General features: G+C 65.0%; 19 protein-coding genes and 2 pseudogenes. 7 read left to right on the top strand and 14 right to left on the bottom strand.

The window, feature by feature from the left end:
- Positions 1-17: 17 nt before the first annotated feature.
- Both MMSP_RS26945 and MMSP_RS17400 read right to left on the bottom strand, forming a co-directional pair.
- Positions 18-169: pseudogene (locus MMSP_RS26945) on the bottom strand (IS30 family transposase); the annotation flags it as partial.
- Between the two features lie 26 nt (positions 170-195).
- Positions 196-1,690, bottom strand: a pseudogene (locus MMSP_RS17400) (amino acid permease).
- Positions 1,691-2,283: 593 nt separating this feature from the next.
- On the opposite strand from MMSP_RS17400, the gene cphA reads away from it, so the two are divergent.
- The 4 genes from cphA (at position 2,284) to MMSP_RS17420 (ending at position 8,702) form a co-directional block, all read left to right on the top strand.
- Positions 2,284-5,019, top strand: a complete 2,736-nt coding sequence (gene cphA / locus MMSP_RS17405) for a cyanophycin synthetase (protein ID WP_036426659.1) — start codon at positions 2,284-2,286, stop codon at positions 5,017-5,019.
- A 178-nt stretch (positions 5,020-5,197) separates the two neighbouring features.
- A complete protein-coding gene (locus MMSP_RS17410) occupies positions 5,198-7,240 on the top strand; it encodes a cyanophycinase (protein WP_020787697.1) in 2,043 nt (680 codons plus the stop codon).
- Positions 7,241-7,261: 21 nt separating this feature from the next.
- Positions 7,262-7,606 carry a hypothetical protein gene (locus MMSP_RS17415; protein WP_020787698.1) on the top strand — a complete coding sequence of 115 codons (345 nt, stop codon included), beginning with the start codon at positions 7,262-7,264 and terminating at the stop codon, positions 7,604-7,606.
- Between the two features lie 4 nt (positions 7,607-7,610).
- The gene (locus MMSP_RS17420) at positions 7,611-8,702 is read left to right on the top strand and encodes a succinylglutamate desuccinylase/aspartoacylase family protein (protein ID WP_015355998.1); all 1,092 of its coding nucleotides are present in this window, start codon (positions 7,611-7,613) and stop codon (positions 8,700-8,702) included.
- Positions 8,703-8,824: 122 nt separating this feature from the next.
- Here the strand turns inward: MMSP_RS17420 and hisI are convergent, their stop codons facing one another.
- The 8 genes from hisI to hisD are packed head-to-tail and all read right to left on the bottom strand — an operon-like array spanning position 8,825 to position 15,228.
- On the bottom strand, positions 8,825-9,160 hold the full coding sequence (gene hisI, locus MMSP_RS17425; protein ID WP_011739710.1) for a phosphoribosyl-AMP cyclohydrolase: 336 nt from the start codon (positions 9,158-9,160) through the stop codon (positions 8,825-8,827).
- Positions 9,157-9,942: an imidazole glycerol phosphate synthase subunit HisF gene (gene hisF, locus MMSP_RS17430; protein ID WP_015355999.1), complete on the bottom strand. Its 786-nt coding sequence runs from the start codon at positions 9,940-9,942 to the stop codon at positions 9,157-9,159. The genes hisI and hisF overlap by 4 nt, the downstream gene beginning before the upstream one ends.
- A 1-nt stretch (position 9,943) precedes the next feature.
- Positions 9,944-10,756 carry an inositol monophosphatase family protein gene (locus MMSP_RS17435; protein WP_012394147.1) on the bottom strand — a complete coding sequence of 271 codons (813 nt, stop codon included), beginning with the start codon at positions 10,754-10,756 and terminating at the stop codon, positions 9,944-9,946.
- Positions 10,757-10,762: 6 nt separating this feature from the next.
- Positions 10,763-11,497, bottom strand: a complete 735-nt coding sequence (gene priA, locus MMSP_RS17440) for a bifunctional 1-(5-phosphoribosyl)-5-((5-phosphoribosylamino)methylideneamino)imidazole-4-carboxamide isomerase/phosphoribosylanthranilate isomerase PriA (RefSeq protein ID WP_015356001.1) — start codon at positions 11,495-11,497, stop codon at positions 10,763-10,765.
- A gap of 11 nt (positions 11,498-11,508) precedes the next feature.
- Entirely contained in the window at positions 11,509-12,141 is a 633-nt protein-coding gene (hisH, locus tag MMSP_RS17445; RefSeq protein ID WP_036426660.1) for an imidazole glycerol phosphate synthase subunit HisH, read from the bottom strand.
- Entirely contained in the window at positions 12,138-12,770 is a 633-nt protein-coding gene (gene hisB / locus MMSP_RS17450; protein WP_011739705.1) for an imidazoleglycerol-phosphate dehydratase HisB, read from the bottom strand. The genes hisH and hisB overlap by 4 nt, the downstream gene beginning before the upstream one ends.
- Positions 12,767-13,915: a histidinol-phosphate transaminase gene (locus MMSP_RS17455; RefSeq protein WP_012394144.1), complete on the bottom strand. Its 1,149-nt coding sequence runs from the start codon at positions 13,913-13,915 to the stop codon at positions 12,767-12,769. Before MMSP_RS17455 ends, hisB begins: the two co-directional genes overlap by 4 nt.
- Entirely contained in the window at positions 13,912-15,228 is a 1,317-nt protein-coding gene (gene hisD, locus MMSP_RS17460; protein WP_086084713.1) for a histidinol dehydrogenase, read from the bottom strand. Before hisD ends, MMSP_RS17455 begins: the two co-directional genes overlap by 4 nt.
- Before the next feature lie 111 nt (positions 15,229-15,339).
- Between hisD and MMSP_RS17465 the strand changes: the two genes are divergently transcribed.
- A complete protein-coding gene (locus MMSP_RS17465; RefSeq protein WP_020787701.1) occupies positions 15,340-15,750 on the top strand; it encodes a nitroreductase family deazaflavin-dependent oxidoreductase in 411 nt (136 codons plus the stop codon).
- Between the two features lie 61 nt (positions 15,751-15,811).
- On the opposite strand, the gene nadC is transcribed toward MMSP_RS17465, so the two are convergent.
- Genes nadC through nadA form a run of 3 tightly spaced genes read right to left on the bottom strand, consistent with a single transcriptional unit; the run spans position 15,812 to position 19,298 of the window.
- Positions 15,812-16,669, bottom strand: coding sequence for a carboxylating nicotinate-nucleotide diphosphorylase (nadC, locus tag MMSP_RS17470; RefSeq protein WP_020787702.1), 858 nt, complete (start codon positions 16,667-16,669; stop codon positions 15,812-15,814).
- A complete protein-coding gene (locus tag MMSP_RS17475; RefSeq protein WP_020787703.1) occupies positions 16,669-18,243 on the bottom strand; it encodes an L-aspartate oxidase in 1,575 nt (524 codons plus the stop codon). The genes nadC and MMSP_RS17475 overlap by 1 nt, the downstream gene beginning before the upstream one ends.
- Positions 18,240-19,298, bottom strand: coding sequence for a quinolinate synthase NadA (gene nadA / locus MMSP_RS17480; protein ID WP_036427378.1), 1,059 nt, complete (start codon positions 19,296-19,298; stop codon positions 18,240-18,242). The genes MMSP_RS17475 and nadA overlap by 4 nt, the downstream gene beginning before the upstream one ends.
- Positions 19,299-19,345: 47 nt before the next feature.
- Between nadA and MMSP_RS17485 the strand changes: the two genes are divergently transcribed.
- Entirely contained in the window at positions 19,346-20,053 is a 708-nt protein-coding gene (locus tag MMSP_RS17485) for an NUDIX domain-containing protein (RefSeq protein ID WP_036426662.1), read from the top strand.
- A gap of 356 nt (positions 20,054-20,409) precedes the next feature.
- On the top strand, positions 20,410-21,750 hold the full coding sequence (locus MMSP_RS17490) for a lipase family protein (protein WP_036426663.1): 1,341 nt from the start codon (positions 20,410-20,412) through the stop codon (positions 21,748-21,750).
- A 45-nt stretch (positions 21,751-21,795) separates the two neighbouring features.
- On the opposite strand, the gene MMSP_RS17495 is transcribed toward MMSP_RS17490, so the two are convergent.
- A complete protein-coding gene (locus MMSP_RS17495) occupies positions 21,796-22,368 on the bottom strand; it encodes a DUF2567 domain-containing protein (RefSeq protein ID WP_231395692.1) in 573 nt (190 codons plus the stop codon).
- Positions 22,369-22,463 lie beyond the last annotated feature (95 nt).

The following is a 22,463-nucleotide window of genomic DNA, read 5'->3' on the forward strand; positions in this document are numbered from 1 at the left end:
GCCGAAAAAGCGCGCGCGTGTGGGTTGCGGGCTTCGGCCGACGTTTTCCAGCCGAGTGTCTTTCTGGGCCTGATGTTGTAGGCGTGAGCGACTGCTTCGATGTCTTCAGCGGACCATCGGGATAGATCGGATCCTTCGGGAAGTACTGGCGCAGTGCGCCATTGGTGTTCGGTTAGCGCCACACCCTCACCGTCGTCAGTGATCCCGCTGCGCCAGAACGTCACTGTCGCCGGCATCGGCTGGCATGGCACCGATCACGCCGTCACTGCCATCGTTCAACGCACTGTGATGGCGGCCCCACACGAAGTAGAACACCAGCACCACCGAGACCCCATATGGAGAACGCCAACCAGGTGTACCAGGGCAGGCCGAACAGGATGTATCCACACGCCAGGACCGACAACACCGGTGTCACGGGGTAGAGGGGCACCTTGAATCCACGCGGGAGATCGGGTTCACGCACCCGCAGGATGACGACGCCGACGGACACGACGATGAACGCGACCAGGGTGCCGATGGACACCACGTCCGCCAGATAGCTCAGCGGGACGAAGCCGGCAAGAATGCAGATCACCACCGCGACGATGATGGTGTTGTACACCGGTGTCATGTTGGGTGGGCGAACCTTGGCGAACACTGGGGGCAGAAGACCGTCCCGGCCCATGGCGAACAGGATTCGAGTCTGGCCGTACAGGACCACAAGTGTGACCGAGAATATGGAGATCACTGCGCCGGCCGCCAAGACCGAGCCCCAGTAGTGGCCTGAGACGACTCTGTCGAGGACGGTGGCCAGGCCAGCTTGCTGGCCCTCGAAATCCCGCCAGGGCTGCGCGCCCAGTGCGGCCACGGTAACAACCACGTAGACCGTTGTCACGGTCACCAACGCGGCCATGATCGCCAAAGGCATGGTCTTCTGCGGATTCTTGACTTCGCCACCGGCGGTGGACACCGCATCCAGGCCGATGTACGAGAAGAAGATCGTGCCTGCCGCCGCGCCGATTCCGGCGACACCGAAGGGCGCGAACTCAGCGAACCGATCGGCGTCGAAGGCCGTTAAGGCGATGACGGCGAACATCACCAGAACGCTCAGCTTGATCAGCACCATGATGGTGTTGACCTTCGCCGACTCGCTGGCTCCGCGGATGAGAAGGACGGCGCACAACCCGACCAATACGACAGCGGGAAGGTTGATGATTCCCGGGGATGCGTCACCCCACGGCGCAGCGGAAAGCGCCTGGGGCAGATGATGGCCGAAGAAATTGTCAAGCAGCTTGTTGACGTACTGGCTCCAACCCACCGCAACCGCGGCGGTGGACACGCCGTATTCGAGCAGCAGGCAGGCCGCCACACCCATTGCGACCAGCTCGCCGAGAGTGGTGTAGGCGTAGGAGTAGGTTGACCCCGAAACCGGTACGGCTGAGGCGAGTTCGGCATAACAGACCGCGGCAAGTCCTGCCGCGATTCCGGCGATCACAAATGAGGCAACAACCCCAGGACCGGCTTCTGGAACCGCCTCGGACAGCACGAAGAAGATGCCTGTGCCGACGGTGGCACCTACCCCGAACAGCGTGAGTTGGAACGTGCCGATACTGCGTTTCAGTTGATCGGAGGCGCCGTGAGCCACGGGCGCCCCGATCACGGGCCGTCGGCGCAGCATCTGCTGGATCAGGCCGATTGTCGGGGCCGCCATGCGCTCCTCCTTGATTGGGTCCAAGCTGATTGTCGGCCCTAACCGCTACGCTTGCCTGTCGAACGATTGCGCTCAACCCACCCGCGAAGGCCCGACTAATTGAAACAGTCGAATGGAATGGTTCGTGGGCTAACCCAGTTAAGCCGCGCAGCAGGACCGGCGGTTCCTGCGATGAAATCTGCCGCCGCCATGCCGATGGCAAGACTCGCGCAGGCAATACACAAGAATGCGCGGGGGCCACGATGTCGGGATTTCCGAGCGAAAACTAGCGAGCACGTTTGATCGGCGTTATCGATCCAGATACCGCAATAACCGCTGTAGCGGCCTGCCAGTGGTAGCGCGGGAATACCGCCACACTGTGCCCCAGACTCTCCGGGCGGCGACCACCGGGCCAACACTCGGCCCCGGTCCGGTCGGGTTGCCGGCGTTGGCCGGTCACCCTCTCCCCTCACCCATAAGGAGCCAGGTTCCTCGTGATGCTCCGGTTCTGCGGATGAGCGTTCCGCATGTTGGACTATGCTCCACTGCGTTGCGCGGCTCTGTCTGACCGCGTTCTCGTGTGCAGACACCCGACGCTTGATGAGGATGCCCCATTGAATATCGATTCCATTTCGGTCTATGTCGGTCCGAACGTTCATGCGCTGGAGGCGGTAATCCGGCTCCAAGTGGACGTCAAGCCGAGCTATGCGGAAACCCTCAGGGGCCTGGGGGCGGGCGTGATCGACAGACTGGCAGCGGTGTTGCCGGGGCTTGCGCTCGAACATGCCGAGTGGGTTGCCGCATTGCACGCCGGCGCGGGGCTTTCCATCGGCGATCTGGTCGCAAGGCTGGCTTTGGCGCTCGAGCATGCCGCTGGCATTGACGGCACACTGGCGTGGTCGAGATCGACGGACGATCCCGATATCGTCGAGGTGTTCTACAGCTATGGCAATGAAGACATCGGTATCGAGGCCGGCGAGGTTGCCTGCGACATGCTCGCGGCCATTGCCCGCGCCGACTCCGATGATCAAGAGGCTCCCGACCTCGACAAGAACGTCGAGGATTTCCTGACCTATGCCGACAGGCGTTCGCTGGGGCCCTCGGCCATGGAATTGGTGCGTACGGCCCAGGCCCGCGACATTCCGGTCTACCGGCTCAACGACGCCAGCCTGATCCAGATCGGCCAGGGCAAGTACCAGCAGCGGATTGAGGCGGCGCTGACGTCGAAAACCTCGCATATCGCCGTCGAAATCGCCTCTGACAAGAATCTCGCCAATAACCTCCTTGCCGATCTCGGTCTGCCCGCCCCGAGGCAGAAGCTGGTCTACAGCGTGGACGAGGCAGTGGGGGCGGCCGAACGCATCGGCTATCCCGTGGTTATCAAGCCGCTCGACGGCAATCATGGCCGGGGCGTCACCGTCAACATCACGTCCGAGGACGGCATCGCCGAGGCCTTCGAGACCACCGATGCCGAGGGATCGGCGGTGTTGGTGGAGACCATGCTGCGCGGCGACGACCACCGGCTTCTGGTGGTCAATGGCCAGCTCGCCGCCGCCGCGCGCCGGGTGCCGGGTCATGTGAAGGGCGACGGGCGCCACACCATTGCCGAGCTGGTGAATATCGTCAATCAGGACCCTCGCCGTGGCGTCGGGCATGAAAACGTGCTGACCCGGCTCGAACTCGATGACCAGGCGACGCGCTTGCTCGAGGAAAAGGGCTACACCGCAGAGACGGTCCCCGCCGAGGGCGAGGAAGTGTATCTGCGCAAGACCGCAAATATTTCGACGGGCGGCACGGCGGTGGATGTCACCGACACGATCCATCCCGACAACAAGCTGATGGCCGAACGGGCGATCCGGGCGATCGGGCTCGATGTCGGCGCCGTAGATTTCCTGACCACCGATATCACCAAGAACTATCGCGAGACCGGCGGCGGCATCTGCGAGATCAATGCGGGACCAGGCCTGCGCATGCACATCGCACCCTCCGAGGGCACGCCGCGCGACGTGGGCGGAGCGATCATGGACATGCTCTTCCCGCCCGGAACCCAGGCGCGCGTTCCCATCGCCGCCTTGACCGGAACGAACGGCAAGACCACGTGCTCGCGCATGCTGGCGCACATCCTGAAAATGGCGGGTCATGTCGTGGGGCAGACCTCGACCGACGCCGTGCTGATCGACGGCAACGTGACCGTCAAAGGCGACATGACCGGGCCCGTCTCCGCCAAGATGGTGCTGCGGGATCCCTCGGTCGACATCGCAGTCCTGGAGACGGCGCGCGGCGGCATCGTCCGCTCCGGCCTGGGCTACAACTTTTGCGATGTAGGCGCGGTGCTGAACGTCGCGTCCGATCATCTGGGGCTTGGCGGCGTCGACACGCTGGATGACCTTGCCCGGGTGAAACGCGTCGTCGCCGAAGTCACGCGCGGCACGGTGGTGCGGAACGCCGACGACGAGCAGACACTGAAAATGGCGGCCTTCTCGCCCGCCAGGCAGGTCATGTATGTGACGCGCAACCCGGAACATGAACTGGTGCGCGAACATATCCGGCTCGGCAAGCTTGCGGCCGTACTCGAGCAGGGCGTGAACGGCGACCAGATCGTGATCTACGACAACGGCACCCAAATGCCGCTGATGTGGACCCAGCTCATCCCGGCGACTCTGGAGGGCAAGGCACTACACAACGTCGAAAACGCCATGTTCGCCACCGGCATGGCCTATGCGCTCGGCAAGACACTGGATCAGATAAGCGCCGGATTGCGCACCTTCGACAACAGCTTCTTCCAGAGTCCAGGCCGGATGAATGTCTTCGATGAACACGGATTCCGGGTGATCCTCGACTACGGGCACAACGAGGCGGCGGTGGGGGCCATGGTCGACCTGGTCGACCGGCTCAAGCCGCGCGGGCGCCGGATCGTCGGCCTCACCTGCCCGGGCGACCGGCGCGACGAGGACGCGACGGCGATTGCGGCGAAGGTCGCCGGCCATTTCGACACCTATATCTGCCACCGCGACGACAATCTGCGCGATCGCGAGCCAGACGAAGTGCCCGAGCTGTTGCGCGACGCCCTGATCGCCGAGGGCGTCGCGCCCGACGCGATCAGCATCATCGGAGAGGAAGAAAAGGCCCTCGACGCGGCGCTCGAGCAGGCGCAGCCCGACGATTTGGTGCTGTACTTCTGCGAGGCGATAACGCGCTGTTGGAAGCAGATCATCCACTTCACCCCGAAATTCACCGCGCCCGAACCGGAGTCCGTCGCAAAGCGTCTGGCAACGTCCATATTCGACGTTCCCGATGGCTTCGCTCTCACGTCGGATGATCGAGGTGTGCTGATCGTTCCGGCGAAATGACACGGCAGCTCAGCAGAATCTCACTCACTGACCGTGGGAGCGCCACCCCGAAACTGGCGATCATCGGCGGCCGACTGGAGGACGACAATGCCGCCGTCTATCACGAGATGCACCGTCTGGCAGGCGGAAGGATCGTCTGGCAGGCGGAAGGATCGTCGTCTTCCCGACGGCTTCGTCGGTGCCTGATGAGGTCGGAGCCGAAGCGGTCGGTGTGTTTCGCGCCTATGGTTTCGATGCCGCCCTGGCCGGGGTTTACGGCGCCGGGGCGGTGGCGGCCGCGCAGGACACGGCGATCGCCGATCTCGTCGAGGACTATGGCAGCGTCTATTTCACCGGCGGCGACCAGGCCCTGATCACCGGGGCGCTGGCGCCGAAGGGCACGGAAAGCCGGGTGCTGAAGGCGATCCGCACAGCGCAGCTCAACGGTGCGATGGTCGCCGGGTCGAGTGCTGGGGCCGCCATGATGTCCGATGTGATGATTTCCGGCGGCACATCGCTGGAAGCTGCGACCTACGGTGTCGTCGATGACCCGGACGAGCCCGGAATGCTGCTGGAGCCGGGGCTCGGCTTCTTTCCCTGGGGCATGGTCGACCAGCATTTCATCAAACGCGGCCGATTCGGCCGGTTGGTCGTCGGCATGCAGGCGTCCGGCGCCAAGCGCGGCTTCGGCATAGACGAAAACACCGCGTTGTTCATCGAGGGCACGAGTGCGCGGGTGATCGGCGAATATGGCGCCTTCGTGCTCCATCTCCAGGAGGCGAAAGTCGATCGCCGCCGCAAGCTGATCGAAAACATCGGTTTCAGCTATGCCGACGACGGTGACAGCTATGACCTGGAAACGGGTGAGGTCCTCCCCGGTCCGAGCAAGCGGCCGGTGACCCAGCGCGACATCGCCTACCGGGCCCCCGCCCGCTCGCTTCGCAACGTCTTCGCCGCCTATACCCTCTACGACCTCACGGCGCGGCTGGTGTTGGGGGACCCCGAGGCCTATCCGGCGGATCGGGCGCGCGCGATAGAGCCCAAGGCGGGTGCCGCCACCAGCGTCGAAATATCCCGCCAGGGCGGCCGTGCGGCCGCCTACATTCCCGGAGCCGGGCGTGATTTCCGCATGACGGCGGTGGATTTTCGGGCCAGCATGCGCACCCGCCAGCTCAATGCGGCGCAACTGGCGGAGAACCGGTGGGCGGCGCTGTCCCGCGACTACGGTATGAAGTCGGGGCAGCAGGCGCGCATGATGATGCTGGGCTCGGCGCCACTCGACCGCGGCAGTCCGCTGCTTGCGGAACTGGCGGCGCAGTGTGAGGGGCCGGTCGGTGTGCTTGCCGCCGCGTCCGCCGAGCCCAACGCGGCCGCGCGCGAGTACATCGGCGCCTTGCGCGGCCACGGCGTCGAGGCCACCGATCTGCGCGTCACCATCGACAATGTTGATCGCCGGATGCGCGAGGAAGCGTTGGTCGAGCAGATCGCCGCCCTGCGCACCATCATCCTGACCGGCGGTAACCAGATCAGGCTGGTGGAATCCTTGCTCTACCGTGGCGATGTCACGCCGCTGCTGACCGCCATTGCGCGGGCGCGGGCCGCCGGCGCCATGATCGTCGGGGTCGGCGGTGCCGCCTCGGCGCTGTCCGGTTTCATGATCGGAGGCGGCACGTCCTACGAGGCGCTGCGCTTCGGCATCGCCTCGGATATGGGACGGCACGGATTGGTGATCCAGGAAGGGTTGGGGTTTTTCGGCGCCGCCATCGTCGACCAGAAACTGTCGTCCTCGCTTCGTCTCGGCCGCCTCGCCGTCGCCTGCGCCGAGGAAAGCGTGCGCTTCGGACTCGGTCTTCTCGAAGACAGCGGGGTCATCGCCAACCACGACAACACCCAACTCACCGCGATCGGCGCGCGCGGCGCCGTCCTGGTCGAGCTCGATCCGCTCAAGACCGAGCTGGCTGGGGACGATTTCATCGCACCCGACACCAAGCTGTGTTTTGCCGGTCCAGGGGATGTCATCGATATGGTGACCGGGACCGTCACCCGGGCGGCGCCGGCCACCGCGTCCGCCGCCGCGCTGGACACGCTGGTGGGCGCACTGATCAAGGATTGCGTTGGCGATGCCGGCCCGGTAACCGCGCCCGGTGCCACACACGAAGCGCATATTGCCTTGCGCTATCGCTCACACGATGATGGCACCGGCCATCTCGATATCGAAAGCATCCGTGATCGGCACGGATGAAAATCAATAGAAAGGACAGACATGTATTTCGATGGGACCACCCTGACCACACTGCTTTCCGATACGGAGAAAGCGGCTGCAAACGCCCCCGTCATTGCCGCCGCAGGGCCGCGCTACACCTCGGCGCTCGCCGTCATCGAGGTCGCCATGGAGCTGCCGGAATTGGGTGAGGCCGGCGTGACGAACTTTCTCGATGTGCAGGGAATCGAACTGCGCGACATGCCCCCCGGTCATCGTTTGATCGCAGGGGCGCTGGCGACGGAAGGCAAGCTGAACGATCGCCTGCATGCCGCCTGCGCGGCCTATTTCGAGACAGAGGTGTTCGTGCTTCCGACCGGTGAGCCGGCTGCTCCGCCGACGGAGTGAGAACGTGCTGCGCCAGACCCACGAACTGCCGGGCTCGCCACATCGACTGACTGTGCTCAGCTTCGGTGCGGCGGGTACGGGCAGGAAAGCCTATTTGCAGGCCGGCCTGCATGCCGACGAGTTGCCCGGCATGCTGGTCTTGCGCATTCTGGCCGGGCATCTGGCCGAAGCGGAAGCTCGCGGCGCGGTCCATGGTGAAATCCTGCTGGTGCCGCAGGCAAACCCGATCGGCCTGACACAGACCGAAACCAGCTTCCTGTTCGGTCGGCTCGAAAGCGGCACCGGGGAAAACTTCAACCGGAACTATGCCGATCTGTCAGACCTTCCAAGCCTGTCGCTGGGACCGGACGCGGCGGCGAACGTCGAAACGATCCGGGCCGCGATGTCCGCGCGGCTTGCGGCGATCCCCCCGGATGGAGCCTTGGCGCAGCTGCGCCACAGATTGCTGACGCTCGCCCATGACGCCGACCTCGTGCTCGATCTTCACGCCGACAACGAGGCTGAGCCGCACATGTATGTCGGCCCGGCGCTATGGCCGGCGGCCAAGGACATCGCCGCCGCGATCGATGCGCGAGCAGTGCTTCTGGCAGAGGTGTCGGGCGGTCGCCCCTTCGATGAGGCCTGCGCCGGTCCGTGGTGGGCGCTGGCCGCGAACCATCCCGGTCTGCCCATTCCGCCGGCCTGCCTGGCCGCCACGCTGGAAATGGGCTGCAATGACGATGTCGATCCCGAACGTGCCGCCGATCAAGCCATGGCGCTGCTGCGCATGTTGGCCGGACGCGGCTTTGTCGATGGGCCGGGCGGGCAGCCGGCTTTGTCCTGCCGCGCCACGGCGTTGACGGCCATGGCGCAGCTGCGCTCGCCGGTCACGGGGCTCGTCGCCTATCGCCGCCGGCTGGGAGATCTGGTCCGCAAGGGCGATCTCGTCGCCACGGTGATCGATCCGCTTGGCGAGGAGACGGAATTGCGGGCCGAGACCGACGGGCGGCTCTTTGCTCGCCATAGCCAGCCTTATGCCTGGCCGGGACGGGTGATCGGCAAGATCGCGGGCGAGATTCCGCTGGAGGGTAGAAAGGGCAATTTACTTTCGGATTGATGCAGGTCGCGCGGAATGTGTCGCGGCAGCCCGATCCGGCGGGCCTTCACTTCCCGTGCGTCACTTCACTGTTCGTCGGAAGGCTGGCCGCTGCTGTTTCGGCTCGGCGGCACCTTCCCCGTTCAAAGCAGCACGGTGGCGTCGAAGCAGGTGTGGTCACCCGTGTGGCAGGCCCCACCCACCTGATCGACGGTGAGCAGCACCGTGTCACCGTCGCAGTCCAACCGCACGGAGTGCACATACTGGGTGTGTCCAGAGGTCGCTCCCTTGACCCACTGTTCGCCGCGAGATCGCGAATAGTAGGTTGCTTCACGGGTTTTCAAGGTCCGATCCAAAGCATCGTCATCCATCCAGGCGACCATCAACACGTCCCCGCTGCCACGCTCCTGGACCACGGCGGTGAACAATCCGTCGGCGTTGCGCTTCAGGCGGGCGGCGACGTTTGGGTCAAGAGTCATCGCACGGTGATCCCTTCTGCGGCCATCGCGGCCTTGACCTGGCCGATCGTCAGCTCCCGGAAGTGAAAGACACTGGCCGCCAATACCGCGTCAGCGCCGGCGGCAACAGCGGGAGCAAAATGGTCCACGTTCCCGGCGCCGCCGCTGGCGATCACCGGAACCGTGACCGCCGCGCGAACCGCGCGCAACATTGCCAGGTCGAATCCCGCCTTGGTGCCGTCAGCATCCATGGAATTCAACAAGATCTCCCCTACTCCAAGGTCGGCGCCGCGGGCGGCCCATTCCACGGCATCGATACCGGTGCCGCGGCGGCCGCCGTGAGTAGTGACCTCCCAGCCCGAAGGTGTCGGGGCTGAGCCAACCGGCACCTTGCGCGCATCCACGGACAACACGATGCATTGGGACCCGAATTGCGTTGCCATGTCGGCCAGCAGGTCAGGGCGAGCGATCGCGGCCGTGTTCACCGAAACCTTGTCGGCCCCCGCACGTAGCAATAGATCGACATCAGCCACGGTACGCACCCCGCCGCCAACCGTGAGCGGAATGAACACTTGCTCCGCGGTGTGGCGCACCACTTCCAACATGGTGGCCCTGCCCGACGACGACGCGGTGACGTCGAGAAAGGTAAGTTCGTCGGCTCCCTCGGCGTCATATGCGGCCGCAAGCTCCACAGGATCGCCCGCATCCCGCAGATTCTCGAAATTGACCCCCTTGACCACCCGTCCGGCGTCAACATCCAGGCACGGGATGACGCGCACCGCAAGGCCGGTATCCGTGTACATATCAGTAGTCCTCCGGGTCGCCTGTCTTACGCACGATCTCAAGGATCTCTTCGTGGACTCCCGGCGCCGCGGCCAGCACCGAACGCGAGGTTGGGGTCCACGGATCACCGGTCAAGGTCGTGACGGTGCCTCCCGCGGCCCGCACCTGCGCGACTCCCGCAGCATGATCCCAAACCTGACCACCGAAACTAATTGCACCGCCTAGGATCCCGTCGGCTACATAAACAAGGTCGATGCCGGTGGACCCATGGATACGCAACCGCGACGACACCCGGCTGAGGTTCTCCAGCACCGCAAGCCGATAACGCCCCGGAAAACGGCCCCGGGAGTCGGCGCTGAATGTGCCTACACCCATGAGGCTCTCCGACAACTTCGCGGGAGCCAGCGATGCCTGCGGGAGGCCATTTCTCAGCAACGGGCCACCTGCCACCGCGGTGTAGCGCTCGCCGATGAACGGTAACCAGGTCAGGCCGGCCACCGGTTCACCCTCGTGCAGCAGGCCCAGCAATATAGCGGCCATCGGCGAGCCGGCGGCATAGTTGAAAGTGCCGTCGACCGGGTCGAGCACCCAAACCCAGGGCGAATCCACATCGGTACCACCGAATTCTTCGCCGTGTACCCCGATTCCGGTAGCAGCTTCCAGCGCCGCAACGACTTGTCGCTCAATCGCGAGATCCACCTCTGTGGCAAAGTCGTTGCCCTTCTTGGGAACTGCCGAATCGGCACGGTGGCCGCCGAGGAACCTCGGCACCGCGGCATCCAAAATTGCCGACGCCTGCTCAACCAAGGTGACCAACCGTGCAGCCAAATCCATTGCGGTCTACTCCCGTACCGCGGTCAGCGCCTGCGGCAAGGTGAACCTTCCGGCGTAGAGCGCTTTACCCACGATGGCACCCTCGACCCCCTGGCCCGTCAGGGTTGCGATCGCACGTAAGTCATCCAGGCTGGAAACACCGCCGGATGCGATCACCGGCGCCTCGGTACGACCGGCCACACCTGCCAGCAGTTCGAGATTGGGGCCTGCCAACGTGCCATCTTTGGTCACGTCGGTGACGACGTAGCGTGAACATCCTTCGCTATCCAGGCGCTGCAGCACCTCCCACAGATCACCGCCGTCGGTTTCCCACCCCCGGCCGCGCAGTCGATGCTTGCCGTCCACGATTTGGACGTCGAGTCCGACCGCCACCTTCTCACCATGCTCGGCGATCATCCGGGCGCACCATTGTGGGTTTTCCAGCGCCGCGGTACCCAGGTTCACCCTGGCGCAACCGGTTGCCAGTGCCGCGGCCAGCGAGTCGTCGTCGCGAATACCCCCGGATAGCTCTACCGCAACGTCGAGTTTGCCCACCACCTCCGCGAGTAGTTCGCGGTTGCTCCCTCTGCCGAATGCGGCGTCGAGGTCGACCAGGTGAATCCACTCCGCGCCGTCGCGCTGCCAACCCAGCGCGGCATCCAGCGCCGAACCGTATTCCGTTTCACTGCCGGCCTTGCCTTGGACCAATCGCACGGCGCGACCCTCGACCACGTCGACAGCGGGCAACAATATCAATGGCACAGTCTCTTCCTTCACAAGTTTTCTACCCAGTTGCTCAGTACGGCCGCACCGGCGTCCCCGCTCTTCTCCGGGTGGGACTGGGTTGCGGCCAGCGGGCCATCCTCGACCGCGGCCAGGAAAGGTACCTGATGGGTGGCCCATGTCAATCGGGCTCCGGACGACCCTTCCCAGCGCTGCGCGGCATAGGAGTGCACGAAATAAAACCGGGCCTTGGGCTCCAGGCCTTTGAACAGCACACTGTCCGCGGGAGCGGTCACGACGTTCCAGCCCATGTGCGGGATCACCGGGGCGTCCAGCCGGGTAACGGCACCCGGCCACAGGCCACACCCCTGAGTTTCCACCCCGAACTCCACCCCGCGGGCGAACAGAATCTGCATGCCGACGCAGACTCCGAGCACCGGGCGCCCCGCGGCAACCCGCGCGGCGATGATGCGTTCACCGCCGATCTTGCGCAGACCGGTCATACAAGCCTCGAACGCGCCAACCCCCGGCACCACCAGTCCGTCCGCGGCCATCGCAGCCTTCTCGTCGGCGGTCACGACGGTGTCGGCACCAACCCGCTGCAAGGCGCGCTGCGCCGACCGCAGATTGCCGGAACCGTAGTCGAGCACGACCACCGATTTTGGCCACGGCGTGCCACTCATAGAACGCCTTTGGTGGACGGCACGCCCGATACCCGAGGATCCGGCTCGACGGCTTGGCGCAACGCCCGGGCAACAGCCTTGTACTGCGCTTCAGTGATGTGGTGTGGATCGCGACCGTAGAGCACCCGAACGTGCAGCGCGATCCGGGCATTCATGGCCAGCGACTCGAACACGTGCCGGTTGATCACGGTGTGGTAAGGCACCGAATTCCCGGCAATAGTGGTGTGCTGCAGGTGATCCGGCTCTCCGGTGTGCACACAGTACGGGCGCCCGGACACGTCCACCGCGGCGTGGGCCAGTGTCTCGTCCATCGGAATGAAGGCGTCTCCGAACCGCCGGATGCCTTTCTTGTCACCCAGGGCCTGCCCGAGCGCCTGGCCCAGCGCAATCGCGGTGTCCTCGACGGTGTGATGCGCCTCGATCTCAACATCGCCCTTGGTACGCACCGTCAGATCAAAGCTGGCGTGACTGCCCAGCGCCGTGAGCATGTGGTCGAAGAACGGCACACCGGTGTCGACGTCGACTTGTCCGGTGCCATCCAGATCCAGGTCGATGACGATGTCGGATTCGCGGGTGCGCCGCTCGATGCGCGCCCGACGGACGGCGGTGCCTGTTTCGGTGGCTGTCATGGTGCTCCTACGGGGCTTGCTGCAGCTGGGGCCAGGTCGGTGGCAGCAATCCGCGCACTCGCCCGCAGAAACGCATCGTTTTCGTCGGCCAGCCCGGTAGTTGCCCGCAAGTAGCCGGGTATCCCAACGTCACGGATCAAGACACCCTGGTCGAGGTATCGCTGCCAGGCGGCCGGGGCATCGGCGAATTCGCCGAACAACACAAAGTTGGCATCGCTTGGTATCACCCTAAAGCCCATGCCGGCCAACTTTTTTGACACACGCTCACGCTCGGCGATCAACGTCGCGACACTGCCCAGGGTGTCCTGGGCGTGCCGTAGCGCGGCTCGCGCTGCCACCTGAGTTACCGACGACAAGTGGTAAGGCAGCCTCACCAGTAGTAAGGCATCAATCAATGCCGGCGTAGCCACCAGGTAGCCGAGCCGCCCGCCGGCGAACGCGAACGCCTTGCTCATGGTGCGGGTGACGACCAGCCGGGTCGGGTACTCCTCGATCAATCCCACCGCGCTGGGCTGCGAGGAAAACTCGCCGTAGGCCTCGTCGACAATCAGAATGCCCGGGACCACGTCGAGCAGCCTGCGCAGTTCCGTCAGCGAAACGCTCTGTCCAGTGGGGTTGTTGGGACTGGTAATGAATACGACATCCGGTCTGCGGTCGGACACGACGGCGATGGCAGCGTCGATGTCAAGGCCAAAGCCATCGGCCCTGGCTGTCTCGACCCATTCCGTGTGAGTGCCGTCGGAGATGATCGGGTGCATCGAGTACGAGGGGACGAAACCGATGGCGGTGCGGCCCGGCCCGCCGAATGCCTGCAGAAGTTGCTGCAGAATCTCGTTGGAACCGTTTGCGGCCCAGACGTTCTCGAAGCCGATGCGGGTACCGGTCTGGGCGGTCAGGTAATTAGCGAGGTCGGTACGCAGGGCCACGGCGTCGCGGTCGGGATAACGGTGCAAGTCGACCGCCGCCTCCCCCACCGAACGCACCACATCGTCAACGAGCGCCTGAGTGGGCGGGTGCGGGTTCTCGTTGGTGTTCAGACGTACCGGAACCGCCAGTTGTGGCGCTCCGTAAGGCGATTTGCCACGCAGATCCTCACGCAAGGGCAGATCGTCCAGGGTGGGCCGTGGCCGGGGCGCGCTGGTCATCGTTCGAACCTCCGCCTTACCGCTTCCCCGTGCGCCGGCAGATCTTCGGCCTTGGCGAGGGTAAGCACATGCCCCGACACGTCTTTGAGAGCCGCCTCGGTGTAGTCGACAACGTGGATGCCACGTAGGAAGGTCTGCACCGACAGGCCGCTGGAATGCCGCGCAAATCCCGCGGTCGGCAACACATGGTTGGACCCCGCGCAGTAGTCACCGAGGCTCACCGGCGCCCACGACCCAACGAAGATGGCGCCAGCCGAACGTATCCTGCTGGCGACTTGTGGCGCGTCTGCGGTCTGGATCTCGAGGTGCTCAGCCGCATAGGCATTCACCACCTTGACGCCGGCATCGAGATCGTCGACCAAGATGATCGCCGACTGGCGACCCCCCAACGCGGTTGTCACTCGCTCGTGATGCACCGTCGTCGCCAACTGAGCAGCCAGTTCGGCATCGGTGGCATCGGCGAGGTGCTCACTCGAGGTAACCAGCACACTGGCAGCCATCTCATCGTGCTCGGCCTGACTGATCAGATCCGCGGCAACGTGTGCGGGGTCGGCTGTGTGGTCGGCCAGGATCGCGATTTCGGTCGGCCCCGCTTCGGCGTCAATGCCTACCTGCGAACGGCACAGCCGCTTTGCGGCCGTGACGTAGATGTTGCCCGGCCCGGTGATCATGTCGACCGGCGCCAACTCGTGACCGTCGACGTCGGTGCCGCCATAGGCCAGCAAGGCAACCGCCTGTGCCCCTCCGACCGCCCATACCTCGTCGACTCCCAACAGGCGGGCCGCGGCCAGAATGGTCGGATGCGGCAGCCCGCCATGGCTGGCCTGGGGCGGGCTGGCGACCACGAGCGAATCCACCCCCGCCGCCTGCGCGGGCACCACGTTCATCACCACACTGGACGGGTAGACCGCGTTGCCCCCCGGCACGTACAAACCGACTCGCTCGACGGGGATCCAACGCTCGGTCACGGTAGCTCCCGGGCCGAGCGTCGTGACGACATCGGTTCGGCGCTGATCGGCGTGCACCGCCCGGGTCCGCTCGATCATCACCTGCAGCGCGTCGCGAACGTCTGGGCTGAGCTCGTCCAGCGCCGCTGCCAGCGCGGCCTGGGGCACCCGGACGGCCGCGGGCCGCACCCCGTCGAACGACTCACAGAATTCCAGCGCGGCCTGCGCCCCGCGTTCGGCCACCGCCGCCACAATCGGCCGGACCTTCGGCAAGACCGCCTCCACGTCGGCTCCGCCACGCGGTAGAGCGGCCCGCAACCCGGCGGCAGTCAACTCTGCTCCCCGTAGGTCAACACGGGCCAACAGTGAACGCGGTGTACTCACGCCAACCATTGTCCCAGAGCAACTCAAGTCGAATTCCGACCGGTACAGTGCCGGTAGAGCCGCCCAGGTACGCACTTGCGAAAGGGAGCCAACATGTCGGCAAAGGACCACCCGAACAACGCTCCCGGCGTGCCGATGGTGTTCCCGCCCTGGTTCGAGCGTTTCCAGATCAAATACATCAATCCCGCACTCAAACCCATTGCGCGCTACCTTCCGGGTACGGCCACTATCACCCACCAGGGCCGCAAATCCGGCAAACCGTACAAGACAATCGTGACGGTGTACCGCAAGGGCAATGTGTTGGCCATTGCGCTGCATCACGGAAAAACCGACTTGGTGAAAAACGTTCTGGCCGCGGGCGAAGCCGATGTTTTCTTTGCCCGCCGTCAGGTGCACATCGTCAATCCGCGAATTCTGCCGGCCGGCTCCCAAAGCGATGAGCTGCCGATGATGGCGCGTGTGCAATTGCGCCGCATCGGAGTATTCGTCGCGGATATCGCCTGAGGCCCGCACGCTGCCACAGCAACGGCAGCGTCGGCGCGCGGATGATCCCGTCAGCCAGGGCTCACATGTCCAAACCGATGTCGAGCACCCGCACCGAATGGGTCAGCGCACCGACTGCGAGGTAGTCCACACCTGTCGCCGCATAGGTCGCCGCGGTGTCAAGGCTGAGCCCGCCCGAGGACTCGAGCAAGACGGTGGGTGCTCGCGAATCCCGCCGCTGCACCGCCGTCTGGGTCTGCCAAACCGGGAAATTGTCCAGCAGGATCAGTTCGGGCTTCTCGGGCAGTACCTCGTCAAGCTGTTCGAGGGAGTCAACCTCGACTTCACAGGGCAGATCGGGCGCCGCAGCCCGCACGGCCCGCAATGCTTCAAGCACCGATCCGGCGGCGGCGACATGATTGTCTTTGATCAGCGCGGCATCGCCGAGACCGAGCCGGTGGTTGACTCCGCCGCCAACGCGAACCGCGTACTTCTGCAAGGCCCGTAGGCCGGGCAGGGTTTTGCGGGTGTCGCGAATCTTGGCCTTCGTTCCGTCCACCGCCTCTACCCAGGCTGCCGTTGCCGTCGCGATCCCCGACAAGTGGCAGACCAGGTTCAACATGGTGCGTTCGGCGGTCAGCAGACCTCGCGTTTGCGCCCGGATCGTCAGCACCGGCTCGCCGGTCTGCAACCGGGCGCCATCGTCGACACGGCCGAGCACCTGATAGCCGTCTTTACCGATGACCTCATCGAGCACCATCAGCGCGACGTCCACCCCGGCGATCACTCCGGCCTCCCGGGGAACCATTGACGCCGTCGCGGTCGCATCAGCCGGCACCGTCGCGATCGTGGTGACATCGGGCCCGTAGCGGAGGTCCTCGTCGAGGCCGCGCCGAATGGTCTCGCGCGCCGCGTCGCGTTCTTGATCGGTAAGCGTCATCAACCCACCGCCGCCAACGCCTCCACACAAACCGTGTCCTGGTCGCCAGCCAATCGGACCACGATGCCGCGTCCCTGCTCGGGCACCACGTCCGGGTACTCGGCGCGGTGGTGGCAACCGCGACTTTCGTTGCGCGCCAGGGCGCCAGCACCCACGACGCGGGCGGCGAGCGCCAGGGCCACGTCTTCGAAATCATTGCGGTCGGCAATGCCACGAGTCGGCCCGTCCAGCATCTCGGCCAGCCGGTGCAACCCCGCCGCATCGCGAACCACCGACGCGTCCCGACTCATCGCCCGCTGCAGGTCATCACGGCGGGGCGCGGTATGCGCAATCGGCTCGGGCATCGTCGCGTGCGCAAGCCCGGCGGCCGCCGCATGCGCGGCCGCGCCCTTGCCGGCCCGGCCACCGACCACCAGCCCTTCGAGCAAGCTGTTGGACGCCAGCCGGTTGGCGCCGTGCATGCCGGTGCGGGCCACCTCACCTGCCGCGAACAAGCCTGGCAGCTCGGTGTTTCCGTACACATCGGTAATGACGCCGCCGCAGCTGTAATGGGCTCCCGGGACCACCGGTATCGGCTGCCGAACGGGATCGATGCCAGCCGCCCGACACGATGCGGTGACGGTCGGGAACCGCGACTCGAAACCCTTGATGCTGCGCGCGTCCAGGTAGGCGCATGGATCTCCGTTGGCCTTCATCCGCGCGTCAATGGCCGCCGCCACCACATCACGAGGCGCCAAGCCTCCCAGCGGGTGAACACCGGCGGTAATCGACCGGCCCTGCCGGTCAAGCAATATCGCGCCTTCGCCGCGAATTGCCTCGGTGATCAGCGGACGACGGCCACCACTGCTCCCGTCGAACAGCATGGTCGGGTGGAATTGGATGAATTCGAGATCGCTGACCGTGACGCCGGCCCATAGCGCCAGCGCGATTCCGTCACCGGTGGCGCCATCGGGGTTGGTGGTCGCGCTGTACAACTGCCCCAGCCCACCGGTGGCCAAGATCACCGACGGCGCGCTGATGATGCCCACACCGTTCGGGTTGAGCACCAACACTCCCGTTACCGCGGTGTCGTCGTGCAGTATTCGCAGCGCCACGTGGCTGGCGCGGATGTCCAGCAAACCAGCGGCTTGATCGAGTGCGCGCTGGACTTCGGCACCGGTCGCGTCGCCTCCGGCATGCACGATGCGCCGCCGCGAGTGCCCACCTTCACGCGTGAGAGCCCAACGACCGGTTGATGTTTCGTCGAACTTCGCACCATCGCCGACCAGGTCGGTCACCGCGCGGAACCCGTCAGCGACGATCGAGTACACGGCTTCGAGATCGCACAGCCCGGCACCCGCGGTCACGGTGTCGGCCACGTGCGCATCGACCGAATCGTCGCCACCCGGCAGTACCACCGCTATGCCGCCCTGCGCGTAGTGGGTTGCGGTGGCTCCAACGGTGTCGGCGGCCTTGTTGAGCAGGACGACGCTGCGGCCAGCACGATGAGCGGACAGTGCGGCGGCCAGACCGGCCACACCGGTGCCGATTACGACGACGTCGGCCGCATCCCGCCAAGTGGGACTCGTCCTCATTCGCCACCACCGGGCTGGCCGATTTCGATCATCCGCTGGACACTGAGCCGGCCCGCTGCCGCCACGTCGGGATCGACATGAACTTCGTCGGCCCCTTCGACCAGGCAACGCAGCAGGGCTGCGGGAGTGATCATCTTCATGTACTTGCATGACGCCCGGTCGTTAACCGCTTGGAAGTCGACCTGCGGTGCGGCCCGGCGCAGTTGATGGAGCATCCCGACCTCGGTGGCCACCAGCACCTTGCGCGCGCGGGTCTCGTGCGCCGCGTCGAGCATCCCGCCGGTGGACAGGATCTTTACCCGCTCCGCGGGGACGGCACCTTCTCCGGCCAGGTAGAGCGCAGAGGTGGCGCACCCACACTCGGGGTGCACAAAGAGTTCAGCATCGGGGTTGGCGCGAGCTTGCTCACTGAGTTCATCGCCGTTGATCCCGGCGTGCACATGACATTCACCGGCCCAGACGTGCAGGTTTTCGCGGCCGGTCTCGCGACGCACGTGGGCGCCCAGGAACTGGTCGGGGCAGAACAGCACCTCGCGGTCCGGATCGATAGACGCGACCACGTCGACGGCGTTCGACGAGGTGCAGCAAATGTCGGTGAGCCCTTTCACTTCCGCGGTGGTATTGACGTAAGAGACAACGACAGCACCCGGGTGCTCGGCTTTCCAGGCCCGCAATTCGTCGGGACTAATGGAGTCGGCCAATGAACAGCCGGCTCGTTGATCGGGAATCAATACCGTCTTGTTCGGGCTCAGGACTTTCGCGGTCTCGGCCATGAAGTGCACCCCGCAGAACACGATGGCGCCTTCGGGCACCTCGGCGGCGATGCGCGACAGCGCCAGCGAGTCCCCCACATGGTCGGCTACGTCTTGGATGGCCGGCAGCTGGTAGTTGTGCGCCAGGAGCATAGCTCCTCGTAACCGCGCCAACCGGCGAACTTCTGCGGCCCACTGTTGGTCACCGTCGACCCCGACGTAGCCCAGCGGCGAATCGCTGATGCGGTCGGTCATACCACTCACGTCACAAGCGAGCGTGTCCATGCGATTCAAGACCGTCACGGCAGCTCCTTTCACGCCCAGGAGGTTTTCGACTTACAATCGAAAACATGGCCAATAGTAACACCGCTCATGAAGTTCTGGCTGCGGTCTTTCAGGTTCGCCAGATCACAGCGGCATCTCGAGGGGGGAAACCGCAGCTTAACGTGCTGCTATGGCAACGTGCGCAAGATCCACAGAAAGGCGCCTGGTCACTACCTGGCAGGCGGCTGCGCAGCGACGAGGACTTGACCACCTCGGTGCGTCGCCAGCTCGCGGAGAAAGTTGACCTGCGCGAATTGTCCCACCTAGAGCAACTCGCGGTGTTCTCGGATCCGCACCGGGTGCCGGGCGACACCCGCGTCATCGCGTCGACATTCCTCGGCCTGGTCCCCTCCCCGGCCACCCCCGAGCTGCCGGCCGACACGCGCTGGCATCCGGTGAATGCACTGCCCCCGATGGCATTCGACCACGGCCCGATGGTGACCCACTCCCACGCTCGACTGGTGGCGAAAATGTCGTATACCAATATCGGATTTGCCTTGACACCTAAAGAATTCGCACTCTCCACGTTGCGCGACATCTACGGCGCGACACTGGGCTATCAGGTCGATACGACGAATCTGCAACGAGTCTTGGCCCGCCGAAAGGTGATCACCCAGACCGGCACCTTCGCGCAGTCCGGCCGCAGCGGCGGCCGCCCCGCAGCGATGTACAGGTTTACCGATTCCCAGCTCAGAGTCACCGACGAGTTCGCGGCGCTGCGCCCTCCAGGCTGAGGCCGGCCGGCTTGAGACCGCGATCAACCACCATTTTTTCGCCACCGCCAAATACCCGAGCCCGATTCCAAATACCCAGCCTGTAGTGGCATTTTGGCGGGCCCCAGGGTGCCGTTACGAAACAACCGACATTGCCGATCCAAGCCCGGTGCAAATTGTGACCGGGACCACGCCATGTCAATGTCAATTTCGCGGTTGAATCCTGTAGCTTGTATGAGACTACTAAGAGTTCGTTAAGAGATGCTGGCGCCGTTCGGCTGCCGGCACAGAACCGTAACTGGCTTACTGCGCTGCCATCCCATCTGGTTCGGGATGGATCGTGCGCGAGAATGCCGAAGGCCATGAAGGGAGCCTTAATGGTGAAGCTCGGCAGTCTGGCAGACGCGCGCGCCGCCGAATGGATCGGCCGGCCGCCGCATGAGGAACTGCAGCGCAAGGTACGTCCCCTGCTGCCGAGTGACGATCCGTTTTATGACCCGCCCGCCGGCTACCACCATGCCGAACCGGGTACCGTGCTGCGCTCGCGCGAGGTCGAGCTGGCGTTTCTGGGCTTGATCCCGCAGTCCATCACCGCCACTCAACTGCTGTACCGGACCACGGACATGTGCGGCAATCCCGAGGCCACCGTGACCACGGTGATTCTTCCCGCCGAAGTTGCGCCCGGACAGACCTACCCGCTGCTCTCCTACCAGTGCGCGATCGACGCCATGTCCTCGCGCTGCTTTCCCTCCTACGCGCTGCGCCGCGGAGCCAAAGCGATCGGCTCATTGACCCAGTTGGAGCTGCTGCTGATCACCGCCGCCGTTGCCGAGGGGTGGGCGGTCTCAGTACCTGACCACGAGGGTGTCCGGGGGCTTTGGGGAACGCCCTACGAGCCGGGCTACCGGGTCCTGGACGGTATCCGGGCGGCCCTGAGCGCCGAACGTCTGGCGCTGCCGCAATCGGCGCCGATCGGATTGTGGGGCTACTCGGGCGGGGGCCTGGCCAGCGCATGGGCTGCCGAAATGTGCGGCGAGTACGCGCCTGAGCTCAACATCGTCGGAGCCGTGCTGGGTTCGCCGGTCGGCGACCTGGGTAATACCTTCCGTCGGCTCAACGGAACCCTGCTTGCGGGCCTGCCCGCAATGGTGGTGGCCGCCCTCGGACACGTCTACCCGGGGCTGGACCGGGTGATCAAACAACATGCTAACGAAGATGGGATCGAGTTGCTCGAGCGGCTCGAGCAGATGACCACCGCCGAAGCGGTCATCCGGATGGCCAACAACGACTTGGGCCACTACCTGGACGAGCCGCTCGAAGATGTTCTGTCCACACCAGAAGTTGTGCACGTCTTCGACGACATCAAACTGGGCGCCGCCGTGCCGGCACCCCCGGTGTTGATCGTGCAGGCCGTCCACGACTATCTCATCTCCGTCGATGACATCGACACGCTGGCCGAGTCCTATTCGACGGGTGGTGCCAGGGTTACCTACCACCGGGATGCCTTCAACGAGCACATGATGTTGCACCCGCTGTCCGCCCCGATGACGCTGCGCTGGCTCACCGACCGATTCGCAGGCCTGCCGCTGACCGAACACGTCATTCGAACCACGTGGCCGACGATGTTCAACCCGATGACCTATGCGGGCATGGCACGATTGGCCGTCATCGCCGCCAAGATGATCACCGGACGCAAGATTCATCGCCGCCCGCTGTAAGGCCGCCCACCGTGGATTGTCCACTTTGAGCCGCACCGAAATCCGTTACGGCACGGGCGCTTCGGGGGCTTTTGCGGGTGCGGCCGGCCGGGGCTCGACCGGCGGGTAACCGCCCAGATCATCACGCACGGTTCCGGCCGCCATCAGTGCGTACACCAGTGACCCGACGGCCGCGGGCAACAACAGGGTGGCCGCTACCAAAGACGCGTGGCGGGCGAAAAACACCGGCGGCGCCTCGATCACGTATGTCAACGAGTGATCGCCGCTGGCCAGCGGCACCGTGTCGAAATCCAACGCGCCATAGCGCCAGTACACCAGCAACGCACCGACGGCGGTTGCCGCCGCCGCGGCGCCCACCAGCCCGGCCGCAAAGGCGGCCACCATCGCGGGCCCTCTGTGTTCACGCCACTGCCAGATCAGCACCGCCGCCACCACGGCCACCACACCCAACAGCCCGAGCATCAAGAACGGTGCGACAAAGAAATTCTCTGACTCGCTACCCAAGTAATCGTGCACACGCTCGCCCGTCCGGGTGACGGCGACCACGGCATGAACGGCCGGCGCCACCCAGGCCCAAAGTCCGCCAACCAAGAGGCCAACCGCGGTAAGACCGAGCATCACGGTGGTGATTGCGCGGGTTCGCGACGTTCGAGGGCCACCGGAATCCGGCAGCCCCACCGCGTCGACGGGCGGCTGCGGCTCGTGGGACGTGG

The sequence above is a fragment of the Mycobacterium sp. 012931 genome (genome assembly GCF_000419295.1).
In the GTDB taxonomy this organism is placed as follows: Bacteria; Actinomycetota; Actinomycetes; order Mycobacteriales; family Mycobacteriaceae; genus Mycobacterium; species Mycobacterium marinum.

Excerpts from the sequence above, each read along its gene's own strand:
- MMSP_RS17415 (WP_020787698.1), top strand. The coding sequence starts at position 7,262 with ATGTATTTCGATGGGACCACCCTGACCACACTGCTTTCCGATACGGAG.
- hisI (WP_011739710.1), bottom strand. The coding sequence starts at position 9,160 with ATGACTCTTGACCCAAACGTCGCCGCCCGCCTGAAGCGCAACGCCGAC.
- hisF (WP_015355999.1), bottom strand. The coding sequence starts at position 9,942 with ATGTACACGGATACCGGCCTTGCGGTGCGCGTCATCCCGTGCCTGGAT.
- MMSP_RS17435 (WP_012394147.1), bottom strand. The coding sequence starts at position 10,756 with ATGGATTTGGCTGCACGGTTGGTCACCTTGGTTGAGCAGGCGTCGGCA.
- hisH (WP_036426660.1), bottom strand. The coding sequence starts at position 12,141 with ATGAGTGGCACGCCGTGGCCAAAATCGGTGGTCGTGCTCGACTACGGT.
- hisB (WP_011739705.1), bottom strand. The coding sequence starts at position 12,770 with ATGACAGCCACCGAAACAGGCACCGCCGTCCGTCGGGCGCGCATCGAG.
- MMSP_RS17455 (WP_012394144.1), bottom strand. The coding sequence starts at position 13,915 with ATGACCAGCGCGCCCCGGCCACGGCCCACCCTGGACGATCTGCCCTTG.
- MMSP_RS17465 (WP_020787701.1), top strand. The coding sequence starts at position 15,340 with ATGTCGGCAAAGGACCACCCGAACAACGCTCCCGGCGTGCCGATGGTG.
- nadC (WP_020787702.1), bottom strand. The coding sequence starts at position 16,669 with ATGACGCTTACCGATCAAGAACGCGACGCGGCGCGCGAGACCATTCGG.
- MMSP_RS17475 (WP_020787703.1), bottom strand. The coding sequence starts at position 18,243 with ATGAGGACGAGTCCCACTTGGCGGGATGCGGCCGACGTCGTCGTAATC.
- MMSP_RS17485 (WP_036426662.1), top strand. The coding sequence starts at position 19,346 with ATGGCCAATAGTAACACCGCTCATGAAGTTCTGGCTGCGGTCTTTCAG.
- MMSP_RS17490 (WP_036426663.1), top strand. The coding sequence starts at position 20,410 with ATGGTGAAGCTCGGCAGTCTGGCAGACGCGCGCGCCGCCGAATGGATC.
- MMSP_RS17495 (WP_231395692.1), bottom strand. The coding sequence starts at position 22,368 with ATGCTCGGTCTTACCGCGGTTGGCCTCTTGGTTGGCGGACTTTGGGCC.